General features: G+C 67.4%; 12 protein-coding genes. 6 read left to right on the plus strand and 6 right to left on the minus strand.

Annotated features, from left to right (window positions below; genetic code table 11):
- Positions 1-2: 2 nt before the first annotated feature.
- Positions 3-1,475 (minus strand): AcvB/VirJ family lysyl-phosphatidylglycerol hydrolase, encoded by a 1,473-nt coding sequence (locus tag VF649_RS00080; RefSeq protein WP_331009909.1) that lies wholly within the window; start codon positions 1,473-1,475, stop codon positions 3-5.
- Between the two features lie 253 nt (positions 1,476-1,728).
- Here VF649_RS00080 and VF649_RS00085 point away from each other — a divergent pair, with 253 nt between their 5' ends.
- Entirely contained in the window at positions 1,729-2,415 is a 687-nt protein-coding gene (locus VF649_RS00085; RefSeq protein WP_331009910.1) for a response regulator transcription factor, read from the plus strand.
- 11 nt (positions 2,416-2,426) lie between these two features.
- The gene (locus VF649_RS00090) at positions 2,427-3,788 is read left to right on the plus strand and encodes a sensor histidine kinase (RefSeq protein WP_331009911.1); all 1,362 of its coding nucleotides are present in this window, start codon (positions 2,427-2,429) and stop codon (positions 3,786-3,788) included.
- 16 nt (positions 3,789-3,804) lie between these two features.
- Here VF649_RS00090 and VF649_RS00095 read toward each other — a convergent pair whose 3' ends face one another.
- Positions 3,805-4,539: an SIMPL domain-containing protein gene (locus VF649_RS00095; RefSeq protein ID WP_331009912.1), complete on the minus strand. Its 735-nt coding sequence runs from the start codon at positions 4,537-4,539 to the stop codon at positions 3,805-3,807.
- Between the two features lie 253 nt (positions 4,540-4,792).
- On the opposite strand from VF649_RS00095, the gene VF649_RS00100 reads away from it, so the two are divergent.
- The 4 genes from VF649_RS00100 to VF649_RS00115 all read left to right on the plus strand — a co-directional run bounded on the left by VF649_RS00100 (position 4,793) and on the right by VF649_RS00115 (position 10,875).
- Positions 4,793-6,004 (plus strand): efflux RND transporter periplasmic adaptor subunit, encoded by a 1,212-nt coding sequence (locus tag VF649_RS00100; protein ID WP_331009913.1) that lies wholly within the window; start codon positions 4,793-4,795, stop codon positions 6,002-6,004.
- A 13-nt stretch (positions 6,005-6,017) separates the two neighbouring features.
- The gene (locus tag VF649_RS00105; protein ID WP_331009914.1) at positions 6,018-9,101 is read left to right on the plus strand and encodes an efflux RND transporter permease subunit; all 3,084 of its coding nucleotides are present in this window, start codon (positions 6,018-6,020) and stop codon (positions 9,099-9,101) included.
- Positions 9,102-9,216: 115 nt separating this feature from the next.
- Entirely contained in the window at positions 9,217-10,422 is a 1,206-nt protein-coding gene (locus tag VF649_RS00110; RefSeq protein WP_331009915.1) for a DUF445 domain-containing protein, read from the plus strand.
- Between the two features lie 6 nt (positions 10,423-10,428).
- A complete protein-coding gene (locus VF649_RS00115) occupies positions 10,429-10,875 on the plus strand; it encodes a GNAT family N-acetyltransferase (RefSeq protein WP_331009916.1) in 447 nt (148 codons plus the stop codon).
- A gap of 13 nt (positions 10,876-10,888) precedes the next feature.
- Here the strand turns inward: VF649_RS00115 and murA are convergent, their stop codons facing one another.
- From murA to VF649_RS00135, 4 genes are all read right to left on the minus strand, one after another.
- Positions 10,889-12,172, minus strand: a complete 1,284-nt coding sequence (gene murA, locus VF649_RS00120) for a UDP-N-acetylglucosamine 1-carboxyvinyltransferase (RefSeq protein ID WP_331009917.1) — start codon at positions 12,170-12,172, stop codon at positions 10,889-10,891.
- Positions 12,173-12,267: 95 nt separating this feature from the next.
- Positions 12,268-12,597: an ATP-dependent Clp protease adapter ClpS gene (clpS, locus tag VF649_RS00125; protein WP_331009970.1), complete on the minus strand. Its 330-nt coding sequence runs from the start codon at positions 12,595-12,597 to the stop codon at positions 12,268-12,270.
- A gap of 163 nt (positions 12,598-12,760) precedes the next feature.
- The gene (locus VF649_RS00130; RefSeq protein ID WP_331009918.1) at positions 12,761-13,492 is read right to left on the minus strand and encodes a phasin family protein; all 732 of its coding nucleotides are present in this window, start codon (positions 13,490-13,492) and stop codon (positions 12,761-12,763) included.
- Positions 13,493-13,601: 109 nt separating this feature from the next.
- The gene (locus VF649_RS00135; RefSeq protein WP_414713616.1) at positions 13,602-15,371 is read right to left on the minus strand and encodes a PHA/PHB synthase family protein; all 1,770 of its coding nucleotides are present in this window, start codon (positions 15,369-15,371) and stop codon (positions 13,602-13,604) included.
- Between the last annotated feature and the right edge of the window lie 99 nt (positions 15,372-15,470).

Consider the following 15,470-nt stretch of genomic DNA (forward strand, 5'->3'; position numbering starts at 1 on the left):
TATCATGTCCTTCCGTCATAAAGGATGGCGCGCGCGATGGCGTCGGCATCGCCGCCGAGATGATGGCCGCCGGGCAGGACGATGGCACGCGCGAGGCCGGGCGGCAGCAGCGGGCACGCGCTGTCGGTTTCGTCGCGACCGCGCAGGCAGACCATGTCCCGCCCCCGCAGCGCCGCCATCGCCGGCAGGGTCGGCCGCGCGGCCGGACCGGCGACGTCCAGCCACGCGCCGAGATGAAACTGGAAATCGGCGCTGGTGCCGAGGCCGATCAGCCCGAGCCGCGCGACATGCGCGCGATAGTCGGGGTGCAGCGCGCCGACGACCTCCGGCAGGATATCGGCGCCGAAGCTGTAGCCGATCAGCAGGACGCGCGGGCGGTGCCAGAGCCGGCTATAGCCCGCCATGATCCGCATCAGATCGCGCGCGGTGCCCTGCGGCGTGCGTGCGGTCCAGAAATAGGCGAGGCTGTCGACGCCGACCACCGGGACCCCCGCGCGCGCCAGCCGTGCCGCGACTTCGCGGTCGAGCCCGGCCCAGCCCCCGTCGCCCGACCATAGCACCGCCATGCGGTCCGTCGCGGGCGCCGCGGGATCCGTGACGAGCGTCAGCGGCAGATCGGCCGGCAGGCTGGTGCCGGGACTGGCGGGCGGCGGGAACAGCGGCAGCACGGCGTGGGTGAGCGGGCGCGACCAGCGGGCGGCATCGGCGAAGTCGTGGCCGACGCCGGGCAGAGCCACCAGCCGGGCATGGGCCATGATCGCGAAGCGCTGTGCGACGCCGAACCGGACCACCGCATCGGCGGTTCCCTGGATCACCGTCCAGGGCACCGACAGCGGGCGCGGGGCGAACAACGACCCCCGCGATCCGATCCGCGCGACGGTCACGCCCGCAGTGGGGCACCAGGGTTTGATACCGGCGATATCGGGGCTGAACGCGATCGATGTCGCCCCGGCATAGCTGCCACCCGGCGCCTGCGCGACGACGCCGTACGCCAGCGTCGCGCCGGCGGAGTAGCCGACCAGCAGGGGTTTCCGGTAGCGGGGGAAGCCGGCGCGATGTTCGATATCGGCCGCGATCCCGAGCAGTGGAAAGCTGGGCGCCGCGCACGGCCGGGCTTCGGCTTCGACATGGCGGAGCAGGCGGCCGGTCGACAGCCCGGCGACCAGCGCACCATGCGCCGCAAGCTGTCGCGCCATGCGATCGACCACGCCGCGCCAGCCGCCATCGCCCGACAGGAACAGGACGAGCCCACGCGGTGGCCCGGCCGGGCGGTATAGCATGACCCGGCCGAAGGTGGGATCGACCCAATCCGCCGGTGCGGCCGTGATCCGCGCCGCAGGCGTCGGTGCGGGGCGGTGATCGGGCCGGATCAGCAGCGCGGCCAGCCCGGCCGCGACAATGGCGAGCGTCCGCAACGCGGCGGGCACGCGACCGGTCCGGCCCGTGCCCATGCCGGTATCTTGCAGCGCAGCCATGCCCGATCGTCCCGTCATGTCGCGACGTCTGCACGCATCGGCCCACCCGGCCGGTGACGCCGCCATGAACAATCGGTCATGCCCGGATCATGTCGCGGGAAGCCGGGAACTGGCACATCCGTCCTGTTTCAAGGAGAAGGTCCATGCCGCCATGCCCCGCCGCCATGCCGCCGCCACTGCGCCATCGCGCACGTCGCTTTCATACGGGTCCCGTCCTATGATGTCCGCGGGGAACGCAAAGACGGAACAGGGCATGGCGCACAGGATCTTGGTGGTCGAGGATGACGCGACCACCGCGGCCTACATCGTGAAGGGTCTCAACGAGGAAGGGTTTACCGTCGATCAGGCCGATAATGGCCGCGATGGCCTGTTCCATGCGATCGGCGGCGATTATGCGGCCATCGTGCTCGACCGGATGTTGCCGGGGATGGACGGATTGTCGATGCTGGGTGCGATCCGTGCGGCCAAGATCACGACGCCGGTCCTGGTCCTGTCCGCCCGCGCGGCGGTGGAAGACCGGGTCGGCGGGTTGACCGCGGGTGCGGATGATTATCTGGCCAAGCCGTTCGCCTTCGCCGAATTGCTGGCGCGGGTGCGCGTGCTGATCCGGCGCGGCACCACGGCCCCGGCGGTGGAGACGAGGCTGGTCTGCGCGAACCTGGAAATGGACCTGCTGGCGCGCAAGGTGCGGCGCGACGATCGTGCGATCGACCTGCAGCCGCGGGAATTCCGGCTGCTGGAATATCTGTTGCGGCACAAGGAGCAGGTCGTCACCCGCACCATGTTGCTGGAAGGCGTGTGGGATTACCATTTCGACCCCGGTACGAACGTGATCGACGTGCATGTCAGCCGGCTGCGCAAGAAGATCGACGAGGGTTTCACGCCGATCCTGCTGCACACCGTCCGCGGTGCCGGCTACCGGCTGGGTCTGCCCAACTGAGCGCGCGGCCGATGCGCCTGCGCGGGCTGCTGCGATCGTCGACCTTCGGGTTCGTCGTGTTGGTGTTCCTGCTGCAACTGGTGTCGGCGGCGATGATCCTGTTGACGGTGCAGCAGATGACGGCGGGCGAGGCATTACGGGAATCGCGGGGACGCGCGGCGGCGCTGGGAACTGCGATGCGCGTCGCCTATGCCCGCGGCGGACGTGCCGGGCTGGCCGCGGCGATATCCGCACGGCTGGCCGCAGACCCGGGGACCGATGCGGTCATGCTGCTGACCGATGCCGGGGGGCGGGCGCTGGCCGGCAATCTCGGCATGCTGCCCCCCGCGCTGACCGCGCGGGCCGGGCCGCAGATCGTCGAACTCTATCGCACCGGCGGGGATCGGCCCGAACGGATGGTGGCGACGGCGCGCGCGCTGGCGGACGGCAGCCGGCTGGTGACCGGCGACGTGATCGAGGACGATCTTGCGCTGACCGCCATTGTCGAGGACGCGATGGTCGGCGCGGCGTTGCTGGCGATCCCGCTCGCCTTGCTGGGCGCGGTGGTGGCGGCGCGGGTGGTGGACCGCCGTGTCGGCCGGATCGCGGAGACGGTGCATGCGGTGGCGGCGGGCGACCTGACGCAGCGCGTGCCGCTGGCCGGCGCGGAGGATGCGTTCGAGGCGCTGGCACAGGGGGTCAACGCCATGCTGGACCGGATCGAGGCGCTGGTGGGTGAATTGCGGCTGGTGACCGACGGGCTGGCGCATGACCTGCGATCCCCGCTGACGCGGTTGCGCGCGACGCTGGACCGCGCGGTGGCGGCGACGCGCGACCCGGTTGCCCTCGGCGCGCTCGACACCGTGGCGATCGAGGCGGAGACGCTGTTGCGGATGCTGACCACCGCGCTGGAAATCAGCCGGGCCGAGGCGGGGATCGGGCGCGATGCGCGCGCCGATACCGATGTCGCGGCCCTGATCGAGGACCTGGCGGAGCTGTACGGCCCGCTGGCGGAGGAGCAGGGCCAGCGACTGGAGATCGCGGTCGAGCCGATGCTGCACCATCCGCTGCACCGCGAACTGATCGGCCAGGCGCTGGCGAACCTGGTCGACAATGCCCTGAAATATGGCGCGTCGGGCGGTGTGGTGACGTTGTCCGCGGCGGCGACCCCGGCCGGCGGGCTGATGCTGAGCATCGCCGATGCCGGGACCGGGATCGCGCCGGCGGACCGGCAGGAGGCGTTGCGTCGCTTTGGCCGGCTGGATCCGGCCCGGCATCTGGGTGGTGCCGGGCTGGGCCTGTCCCTGGTAGCCGCGGTGGCGCGGTTGCACGAGGGAACGATGCGGCTGGAAGACAATGCGCCGGGGTTGCGCGTGGTGCTGGTGCTGGGATGAGCCCGGCCGCGCGGGATTATTGCAGCTCGAACGTGACGCGCACGGTCACCGAAAGGCTCTGTTCCCCCGCCTGGACCGCGGTGTCCGCCATTTCCTTGGCACGCGACATCGCCATCAGCATCGGTCGCGGCTGGCTGGCCTGTTCGCCTTCCTCCACGATCGCGACGATCCGGCGGACGGCCAGGCCGGTCGCGCGCGCATAGAGCGCTGCCCGGGCACGGGCGCTGGCGATCGCGGCGGTCCGTGCCTCGTCCAGCGCCGCCGCGGGTTTGTCGACCGAGAAGGCGGGGCCATTGATCTGGTTCGCGCCCGCCTGAACCAGCGTGTCGAGGATCGCGCCGGCACGCTTCACGTCGCGGAAGCGGACACTGACCTGATTCGATGCCTGATATCCGGTCAGCACCGGAGGCACGTTTTCCCCGTAGCGATATTGCGGGCTGAGATTGATCGACGCGGTCTGGATATCGCGGTCCGCCACGCCCGCGCGGCGCAGCCCCGCGATCGTCGCGGCCATGCGCGTGGCATTTTCCGACATGGCGGCCGCGGCCGTCGGGGCCTGCGTCACCACACCGGCCGAGACGGTCGCGATGTCGGGCACGCGCGTCACCTCGCCATTGGCGACGATATCGAGCCGGGTGCCGGTGAGCGTCGCGACCGGATCCGGTGCCACCTGCGCCAGTGCCACGCCCGGCACAGCGAGCGCGAGCGCGCCGATGAACGGTTGCCGGACCTGAAAAAGGCGGTGGATCATGGTGATTACTCCAATTGTCGATGCATCGTGACTGGCGCATGGTCACTGCATGGCGGCTGAACGTCGGATCAACTTGGAAAAAGGATGTCCTATTTGTCGAAAGCCATCGCGCTTTCGTCGCGGGGGGGCGTCCGCAGGCGGTTCGAATATGCTAGTCGCCTTGCCGAGAGTCGGGCTTGAGCCCGGTGTCATACTCATATAACACAGTAGGCACCGATCCGATCGGTCGCACAGGAACGAGGCAGAGCATCCGATGAACATCCAATCCCCCAACACCGACCGATCGTTCGCGATCGCCGATGTCGAGGGCGGCCGGCCGCGCAGCCGGCGCTGGATCGTCGTCGGCGTGCTGATCGCGCTGATCGCGGTCGGCACCGCGCTGTTCTTCATGCGCGGCGGGAGCAAGGACGCCGTCGCCAAGCCGGCGCCCGCCGCCGCCGCGGCGGGCAAGGGCGCGGCGCAGCGCGTGACGGTGATGGTGCCGGGCCGCAGCGCATCGACCGCGTCGATCACCGCGACCGGCGTGCTGGCGGCGCGGCGCGACATGCCGGTCGGCGTCGCGGGCGAGGGCGGGCGCGTGACCGCGGTGCTGGTGGAGCCGGGCCAGTGGGTGTCAGCGGGGCAGTCGCTGGCGGTGATCGACCGATCGGTGCAGGTGCAGCAGGCCGCCCAGTTGCGCGCGTCGATCCTGGTGGCGCAGGCCGACGCCGCATTGGCGCAGTCCAACCTGGACCGTGCCCGCGGGCTGGTGGGACGCGGGTTCGTGTCCAAGGCCGATCTGGACAGCCGGATCGCGACGCGCGACGCCGCCAATGCGCGGGTAGCGGTGGCGCGGGCGCAATTGAGCGAATCGCAGGCATTGATCGGGCGGCTGGACGTGCGCGCGCCGGCGGCGGGGCTGGTGCTGACGCGGTCGGTGGAACCCGGCCAGATCGTGAACGGCAATGGCGGCGCGCTGTTCCGGATCGCCCGCGATGGCGCGGTGGAAATGCAGGCGCGCCTGTCCGAACAGGATCTGGCGCTGCTGTCGATCGGACGTCCGGCGCAGGTGGTGCCGGTGGGCGGCACGCGCAGCTTTACGGGCCGTATCTGGCAGCTGTCGCCGATCATCGACCCGGTCACCCGGCAGGGGGTGGTGCGGATCGCGCTATCCTATGACCCCGCATTGCGGCCGGGCGGGTTTGCGACCGCGACGATCGCGACCGGTTCGATCGATCAGCCCTTGCTGCCCCAATCGGCGGTGCTGAGCGATCCGCAGGGCAATTTCGTCTATGTTGTCGACGCCGCGAACAAGGTTGTCCGGCGACCGATCAAGGTCGGCCAGGTTTCGGATGAGGGCATTTCGATCCAGTCCGGGCTGAACGGAACGGAGCGGGTGGTGGTGTCGGCCGGTGCATTCCTGAACCCCGGCGACGTCGTGGCGCCATCGGTTGCGGCGGCGCGCGCCGCGCCGACCGCGCGCTGAAGGATCGAACGCGATGCGCAATATCTCCGCCTGGTCCATCCGCAACCCGGTGCCAGCACTGGTCCTGTTCGCCGCGCTGACGCTGGCGGGGATCATCTCGTTCATGCGGATGGACGTGAACGCGCAACCGGACATCAGTTTTCCGGCGGCGACGGTCAGCGTGTCGCAGCCGGGCGCGGCGCCGACCGAAATGGAAACGCAGGTCACGCAGCGCATCGAGGCCGCGATCCGCGGGATCAACGGCGTCGACGAGATCAATTCGACCGTAACCGAAGGCAATTCCTCAACCTTCGTCCAGTTCACGATCGGCACCCCGGTCGATCGCGCGGTGACCGACGTCCGCGAAGCCGTGTCGCGGATCCGCAGCGAATTGCCGGAGGGCATCATCGAACCGCAGGTCACGCGGATCGATGTCGATGGGGATTCCATCGCCTCCTATTCCGTGGCGGCCACGGACATGACGCTGGAACAGCTGAGCTGGTTCGTCGACAATGAAGTGTCCAAGCGGTTGCTGGCGATACCGGGCATGGCGTCGGTCGAGCGCGGTGGCGGTGTGTCGCGCGAGATTCGCGTGATCCTGAACCCCGCCAAGATGCAGGCGCAGGGGATCACCACCAGCCAGGTCAACACGCAATTGCGATCGACCAACCTGAACGCCGCCGGCGGACGGGCCGAGATTGCGGGTGCGGAACAATCCGTCCGGATCCTGGGCAATGCGCAGGACGCCTATGCCCTGGGCGAGAAGCAGATTTCGGTCGGCAATGGCCGTACCGTGAAGCTGTCCGATATCGCGATGGTGCGCGACAGCTATGCCGAACAGCGCAAGCTGGCGGTGATGAACGGGCGCCAGGTGGTCAGTTTCGACTTCTACAAGGCGAAGGGCTTTTCCGACGTCACCGTCTATAACGAAGCGCAAAAGGTGATCGACAAGCTGCGCACGGAAAATCCGGGCATGCAGTTCCGGCAGATCTACACCAGCGTGAACGACACCAAGAACGCCTACAAGGCCGCGATCCATGCCATGATCGAAGGGGCGGTGCTGGCGGTGCTGGTGGTGTTCCTGTTCCTGCGCGACTGGCGCGCGACGGTGATTTCGGCGCTGGCCATCCCGATGTCGGCCATCCCCACCTTCTGGGCGCTGGACCTGATGGGCTTCACGCTCAACTTCATGACGCTGCTGGCGCTCAGCATGGTGGCGGGCGTGCTGGTCGACGATGCGATCGTGGAGATCGAGAACATCGTCCGGCACATTCGCATGGGCAAATCCGTCTGGCAGGCATCGATCGATGCCGCCGACGAGATCGGGCTGGCGGTGGTCGCGACGACCTTCTCGATCGTGGCCGTGTTCTTCCCGGTCAGCGTGATGCCGGGCATCGCCGGTCAGTTCTTCAAGAATTTCGGATTCACGGTCGTCGTGGCGGTGTTGATCAGTCTGGCCGTCGCCCGGCTGGTGACGCCGATGATCGCCGCCTATTTCCTGCGTCCGCATGCGCCGCGCGAACATGCCGGCGGCTGGGTCATGGACCGTTATCTGCGCGTCTTGAAATGGACGCTGGCGCATCGTTGGTGGACGATGGCGATCGGTGCGGCGTCGTTCGGGCTGACGATCGTCACCTTTGCGACCTTGCCCTATACGTTCCAGCCGCTGTCCGACAACGACTATAGCCAGCTTCGCATCCAGCTGGTGCCCGGCGCGACGTTGCAGCAGACCGAGGCGGTGGCGATGCGCGCGGCGCGCGTGATCGAGGCGCAACCGGAAGTGCAGTCCGCCTATACGAGCATCCAGGTCGGCACCGCGCGGATCTTCATCAACCTGAAGGAAGATCGCAAGCGGTCGAGCACCGAGTTCGAGCGGCAGTTGCAGCCCGCGATGCAGGCGATCCCCGACGCGCGAATCTATTTCCAGTCGCAGGGCGGCGGCGGTGCCGGGCGCGACATTTCAATCATGCTGGCCAGCGACGATCCCGGCAAGCTGGAGGCGTCGGCGCAGAAAGTGGTGACGGCGATGAGCCGGTTGCCGAACATCCGCGCGGCGCGGACCGAGGGTGACCTGCCGCGGCCGGAAATCGTGATCAAGCCGCGCTTCAACCTGGCCGCCGATCTGGGCGTGACGACGCAGGCATTGTCGACCACGATCCGGATCGCGACGCTGGGCGACATCGACCAGAATGTCGCAAAATTCTCGCTGTCCGATCGGCAGATCCCGATCCGGGTCGCGATCGACGAAGACTCGCGCCGCAGCCTGTCGACGATCCGCAACCTGCCGGTGCCGACCGTCAGCGGTGGTTCGGTGCCGCTGTCGGTGGTGGCGGATGTCGGATTCGGCGAAGGGCCTTCGCAGATCCGCCGTTTCAACCAGGCACGGCGTCTGCTGATCGGCGCCGACCTGGCGCCGGGCGCCATCAGCGGGGAGGAACGCGCGAAGATCCTGGCGTTGCCGGAGATGAAGAGCCTGCCGCGCGGCGTCGATTATGTGGAATCCGGCGACAGCAAGTGGCAGGCCGAGATGATCGTGAACTTCCAGATCGCGGTGCTCGCGGGCGTGATGCTGGTGCTGGCGGTGCTGATCCTGCTGTACAAGCGGGTGGTGCCGCCGTTCGTGAACCTGGGTTCGTTGATCCTGGCGCCGCTGGGGGGCGGCATCGCGCTGCACATCGCGGGTATGGCGGTGTCGTTGCCGGTCTATATCGGGTTGCTGCTGCTGCTCGGCATCGTCGCCAAGAACTCCATCCTGCTGATCGATTTCGCGATCGAGGAGATGGACCGCGGGGTCCCCAAATGGAACGCGATCCTGGAGGCGGGGCACAAACGCGCGCAGCCGATCGTGATGACCACGGTGGCGATGGTCGCGGGCATGGTGCCGGTGGCGTTGTCGATCGGTGGCGACGGCAGCTTCAACCAGCCGATGGCGGTGACGGTGATCGGCGGGCTGATCCTGTCGACACTGCTGACGCTGCTGATCGTACCCGCGGGGTTCAGCCTGGCCGACGGGTTCGAACGCCGGGTGGGACCATGGTTGCGGCGGACCGTCACCAATGGTGGAGAGGTGCAGAGTGGCGGTGCCGGTTCGATCGGAGCCGTACAGCCGGCGGAGTGATGCACCCATGGTTCGCGACGTGGGGGATTGAACCATCGCGGGCGGTGGTCATTCTATAGAAATGACACCGTCCACCCGCGCCGCTTCCACAGCCATCAGGGGCGGCCCGCGCACGATGCGGATCGTCGCCACCGGGTTGCTGGTGTCGATGGCCGCGCTGTACGGGCTGACGCGGTGGCTGGAGCCGCAGCACGCCGGTTGGGGCTATGTCCGCGCATTTGCGGAAGCGGCGATGGTCGGCGGCCTGGCCGACTGGTTCGCGGTGACGGCGCTGTTCCGGCATCCGCTGGGCCTGCCGATCCCGCATACCGCGATCATCCCGCGCAACAAGGATCGGATCGGCGCGACGTTGGCGTCGTTCCTGAAGGACAATTTCCTGACCCCGCGGGTGGTGGCGCGGCGGATGCGGCGCGTGGACGTCGCCGGCGCGGCCGGGCGGTTCCTGTCGGCGCCCAGCGAAGGCGGGCGGATGCGCGCGGGTGCATCGCGGCTGGTGGCGAACATCCTGGAGTCGCTCGACCAGGACCGGCTGGGCGGAATGGCCAAGGGCGCGATCGCGGCCCGGCTGCGCGCGCTGAATGCGGCGCCGCTGATCGGGCAGGCGCTGGCCGCGGCGATGCAGAACAAGCGCCACATGCCGGTGCTGGACGCGCTGATCAGTTGGGGCAGCCGCATGCTGCTGCGCAACGAGGAAACCGTGCGGGCGATGGTCAGCCAGCGATCGGGATCGATCCTGCGCTGGACCGGACTGGACGAGCGGATCGGTCAGGCGGTGATCGACGGTCTCTACAAACTGCTGGACGACATGGCGAGCGATCCCGATCATCCGTTGCGGATCAAGGCGGAGGAGGGGCTGGCGCAGCTGGCCTGGGATCTGCAGCGGGATCCCGCCATGCAGGCGCGGGTCGACCGAATTCGCGACGAACTGCTCGACAATCCGGCGGTCGCAGCGTGGATCGCGGGACTGTGGGAGAGTGCGCGCGCCGGGCTGCTGCGTGCCGCGCGCGACCCGGAGGCGGCGCTGGCCGGGAAGCTCGGCGAGATGCTGCGCCAGCTGGGCGGCACCCTGCAACAGGATCCACGGCTCGGCCGGACGATCAACAGCTTCGTGCGCCGCGCCGCCGTGGGCGCGGTCGCGACCTATGGCGACCAGATCGTGAAGCTGGTGTCCGAGACGATCCGCGGATGGGATGCGCGCACCATCACCGCGCGGCTGGAGAACGCGGTCGGACGCGACCTGCAATATATTCGCGTCAACGGTACCGTGGTCGGCGGGCTGGTGGGTGTGTTGATCCATCTGGTGGACCGGGTGGCGGGGTAGGATGACATGAACGCAGAACGCGACGCGGTTCGGATGGTGATCGCGGACCAGCCTTCGCCCGAGGACCAGGCCGCGGTGCTGGCGCCGCTGCGGGCCTATAATCTCGCGGCGGCGGGCGACGCCCGGACGGCGCCGGTCGCGATCCTGTTGCGGGATGCCGGCGATGCGACGATCGGCGGGCTATGGGGCAAGACATCCTATGACTGGATGTTCGTCGAATATCTCGCGGTGCCCGAAACCCTGCGCGGGCAGGACATCGGAACGGCGTTGATGCGGGAAGCCGAGCGGATCGCCCGATCGCGCGGCTGCGTCGGCATCTGGCTCGACACGTTCGCGTTCCAGGCGCGGGCGTTTTACGAAAAGCTGGGTTTTTCGGTATTCGGCACGCTGGACGATCATCCGGTCGGCAGCCGACGCTTTTTCCTGAGCAAGCGGCTGTCCGACCCGGCATGATCCGTCGGCGGGATCAATCCCCGCCGGCGCGTTCGATCTCGGCACCGACGGCCGCCAGCTTTTCCTCCAGCCGTTCATAGCCGCGGTCGAGATGATAGATGCGGTGCACGCGGGTTTCGCCGGTCGCGGCCAGGCCGGCCAGGACAAGGCTCATCGAGGCGCGCAGGTCGGTGGCCATCACCTCCGCCCCGGTCAACCCCGCGACGCCGCGGACGATCGCGGTGCGGCCCTGCACCAGGACGTCCGCCCCCATCCGCGCCAGTTCGGGAACATGCATGTAGCGGTTTTCGAAGATCGATTCGGTCAGCACGCTGGCGCCGTCCGCCAGCGCCAGCATCGCCATGAACTGCGCCTGCATGTCGGTGGGGAACGCCGGGAACGGCGCGGTCGACAGAGTGAGCGCGCGCAGGCGATCGGGTGCCTCGACCCGGATGCCGTCGGCGATCTCGGTGACATGAACCCCAGCATCGCGCAGGCCGTCGAGGATCGCGACCATGTCGGCAGTGCGCGCACCGACCAGATCGAGCGCACCGCCGGTAATGGCGGCGGCGCAGGCGTAGGAGCCGGCCTCGATACGATCGGGCATCACCTCATGCGTGGCACCGTGCAGCCGGTCGCGGCCGTGGATGATGAGGCGTTCCGTGCCGATGCCTTCGATCGCCGCACCCATCGCGACCAGGCAGCGGCAGAGATCCGCGATTTCGGGTTCACGCGCGGCATTGTCGATCACGCTTTCGCCGCGCGCCAGCACGGCCGCCATCACGACATTTTCGGTCGCCCCGACCGAGACGACCGGAAAGCGATACTGCCCGCCGCGCAGCCCGCCATCGGGCGCGGTTGCCTTCACATAGCCGGCCGCAATCTCGATCTCCGCACCAAGCGCCTCCAGCGCGCGCAGGTGAAGATCGATCGGGCGGTTGCCGATCGCGCAGCCGCCGGGCAGCGACACGGTCGCTTCCCCGGAGCGGGCGAGCAGCGGGCCCAGCACGAGGATCGACGCGCGCATCTTGCGAACGATGTCATAGGGCGCGACCGTGGAGGCGATCCGTTGCGCGTGCAGCGTCATGATTCGCCCGATTTCCGCGCCGCGCGCACCGGCGACCTGGGTGGAGGCACCGAGTTCGTTCAGCAGATGGCCGAAACCGTCGACATCCGCCAGCCGCGGCAGATTGCGCAACATCAGCGGTTCGTCGGTCAGGAGCGCGCAGGGCATGAGCGTCAGCGCCGCATTCTTGGCGCCCGAAATGGGCACGCGGCCCGAAAGGCGGTGACCGCCGCGGATGATGATCCTGTCCATGGCGAAAGCGCCTAACCTGCTTTGAAAGGGAGGCCAAGACTCGCCACCCCGGGAGACGGGCGGCTGGCCGGAAACACGGGATCGTCAGGCGCGGATCACGCCTTTTCCAGCGTGCATTGCAGCGGATGCTGATTCTCGCGCGCGAAATCGATCACCTGCGACACTTTGGTTTCCGCGACTTCGTAGCTGAAGACACCACACACGCCGACGCCGCGCTGATGGACGTGCAGCATGACCCGGGTCGCATCCTCCATCCCCATGCGAAAGAAGCGTTGCAGGCACAGGACGACGAACTCCATCGGGGTATAATCGTCGTTGAGCATCAGCACCTTGTACGGAGACGGCTTCTTCGTGCGGGTCAGGGTGCGGGTGGCGACGCCAGAGCCGGTATCGTCGTCGCCATCGGCATCCTTGCGGTCGGCCATGGCAGAAGGGGAGACGGGCTTGGATAACATGGGCGCACTCATCGATCGGGATGCCAAGAATATGGGAAAGCGGCGGGACAGGGCAAGAGCCATGATGTCCTACGCAAACGGCCGCCCCCCGTTCCCGGGAAGCGGCCGTTCCGGATCGAGAGGTGCCGGGCGCTCAGAGCGTCGCCGACTTCACCTTCTCCGATGCCAGGGCATAACGGTTGGACAGCGGCTGTGCGACGTCGCCCATCAGTTTCATGACCTGTTCCGACGCCTTAGAGGCGTTGGCGACCATCTGGTCGAACGCGGTCTTGGCGAAATCCGACTGAAGCTGGAACAGTTCGGTCGGGGACTTGACCTGCGTGAAGCTCTTCATGGCGGTCTGGGCCTGTTCGAAACCGGACTTGGCGGTTTCGGCGGCATCCTGCGCCATCGACTCGATGCCCTTCACCGCGACGCGGCTGGACGCGACGATCGCCTCGACATTGCCCTTGGTGAACTCGGTCATTTCCTCGGCGAACTTGACGCTCTTTTCCATCGCGCCCTTTGCACGGGTGCTGATGTCGCCCATCATGTCGTGGGCCTTGGTCGTGTCGAATGCAGTCGCCATCGGAGGCAGTCCTTTCGAGAAAACGGAGACAGTGGCTTCGGAATGAGCGGCGACGGTCTCCTCGGACCGCTCGGGGTAATCGGAGATGGGCTGCGGCACATCGGCGGCCGGCGTCGGTGCCACGACGACCGATGCGACATCGATCAGCGGTGGCGACACCGTGTCCGCCGGAAGCGGCAGCGCATCGGCAAAGGTGGCAGTCGCGGACACGAACGGCTCATGCGCCGCATCGGGGTTCGCCAGAATGACGGACGCGGGCCTGCTGCGCTTGCTCTGCGGCTTGACCGGGACTGCCATCATGCGCTCCTCTTTCATGGTGCGGCGCACAACTAACGGGAGCCCGCGACATTTTCAAGTCATATTTTGTGCAGTGCAGCATAACCCGAGACAGAGTGATGCCAGGCGCCTACCGCATGCGGACATAGCGACCCGGGGCGTCCTCCAACGCGGGCAGGCTGCCCTTGCCCGGGATGCGCGCGCGGGTTGCGGACACGGTTTCGCTGCCATGCGTCAGGATCCAGGCGAACCAGTCCGGCCACCAGCTGCCTTTGGTTTCAATCGCGTCGGCGACAAACGCCTCCAGCGTGTCGGCGCCGGCCTCGTTGACCCAATATTGATATTTCTGCGCGGCCGGCGGATTGACCACGCCTGCAATATGGCCGGAGCCCGCCAGCACGAACCGCACCGGGCCGGAGAAATGCCGGGTCAATTTATAGACGCTGGCGACCGGTGCGATGTGATCGTCCTTGCCTGCCTGGATATAGGCGGGCGTGCGGACCACGGACAGGTCGATCGGCGTTCCGTCGATCCTGTAGGTGCCGGTCGCAAGCTTGTTGTCCCGGTACAGATCGGTCAGGTACGCCTGATGCCATTTGCCCGGCAGATTGGTGGTGTCGCCATTCCAGTGGAGCAGATCGAACGGCGGATAATCCTGTCCCAGCAGGTAATTGTTGACGACATAGTTCCAGATCAGGTCGCGGCCGCGCAACAGGTTGAACGTCAGCGCCATATAGCGCCCGTCGAGATAGCCGGTTTCCGCCGAAAGCTGTTCCAGCATTTTCAGCTGTTCGTCGTCGATGAACATCTTCAGATCGCCGGCCTGTTCGAAATCGACCTGCGCGGTGAAGAAGGTGGCGGACGCGACCCGGTCGGCCTGACCGCGTTCGGCGAGCAGCGCGAGCGTGCAGGCAAGCGCGGTGCCGGCCACGCAATAGCCGATGACATGGACCGACGGCTGGCCCAGCAGGTCGCGGACGGTGTCGATCGCGTCGATCTGACCGCGCAGGACATAATCGTCCATGCTGATGTCGACCATGGTCGCATCGGCGGATTTCCAGGAGACGACGAAGACGGTCAGCCCCTGTTCCACCGCCCAGCGGATGAAGCTTTTTTCCGGATTGAGATCGAGGATGTAGAAGCGGTTGATCCAGGGGGGAAAGATCAGGAGCGGCTTGGCGAGCACCTTCCTGGTGGTCGGCGTATATTGGATCAACTGGTAGAGCGGAGTTTCCTTCACCACCTTTCCCGGCGTAGTAGCGATGTTGCGGCCGATTTCGAACGCGGTCGGATCGGTGTGCGTCAACTGTCCCCGGCTCAGGTCGGCCAGCATATGTTCCAGGCCCTTCAACAGGTTCTGGCCCTTGGTTTCGATCGTCTTTTCCAGCACGAGCGGGTTGGTGAGCGGGAAGTTGGTCGGGCTCATCGCATCGGCGAAGGCGGCGGTCGCGAAGCGCAGCTTTTCGCGCTGGCGATCGTCGATCCCGGACATCTGATCGACACCCTTCAGCAGATGGTCGGTCGCCATCAGATAGCTTTGACGGATCAGGTCGAACACCGGATTGTCGCGCCACTGCGGCGCGGCGAAGCGACGATCGCGGTCGGACGGGTGCGGTGGCGGCGGCGCGGCATCGGCCGCCGGGGTCAGAAAACGCTGCCACAGCGCCATGCTGTCGCTCCAGAAATCGGCCTGTGCCTTCAGGAAGACCGCGGGGTCGGGCATGGCGAAGGAGGGGACCGGTTTCGCGCCCGGTGTCGCGGCGACCGTCGACAGATGTTCCATCATCATCTGCTGTGCGCTGCCGAGGATGCCGGTCCAATATTGCATGTCCTGCAGCGACGGCATCGACCCCGCGGGGTCGGGCGCGTTCGATTCGGGTGTTTCGGCCATGGCGGTCATCCTCTTCCAGTCCATCCGGCCATCCTGTCCATCGTGCCTGTCGCGGCGCGCGGTTCCGGCCTATAAGAACGTCACCGGCGATCATGCGACAGATGGCCG

Source organism: Sphingomonas sp. (genome assembly GCF_036387535.1).
Lineage (GTDB): Bacteria > Pseudomonadota > Alphaproteobacteria > Sphingomonadales > Sphingomonadaceae > Sphingomonas_R.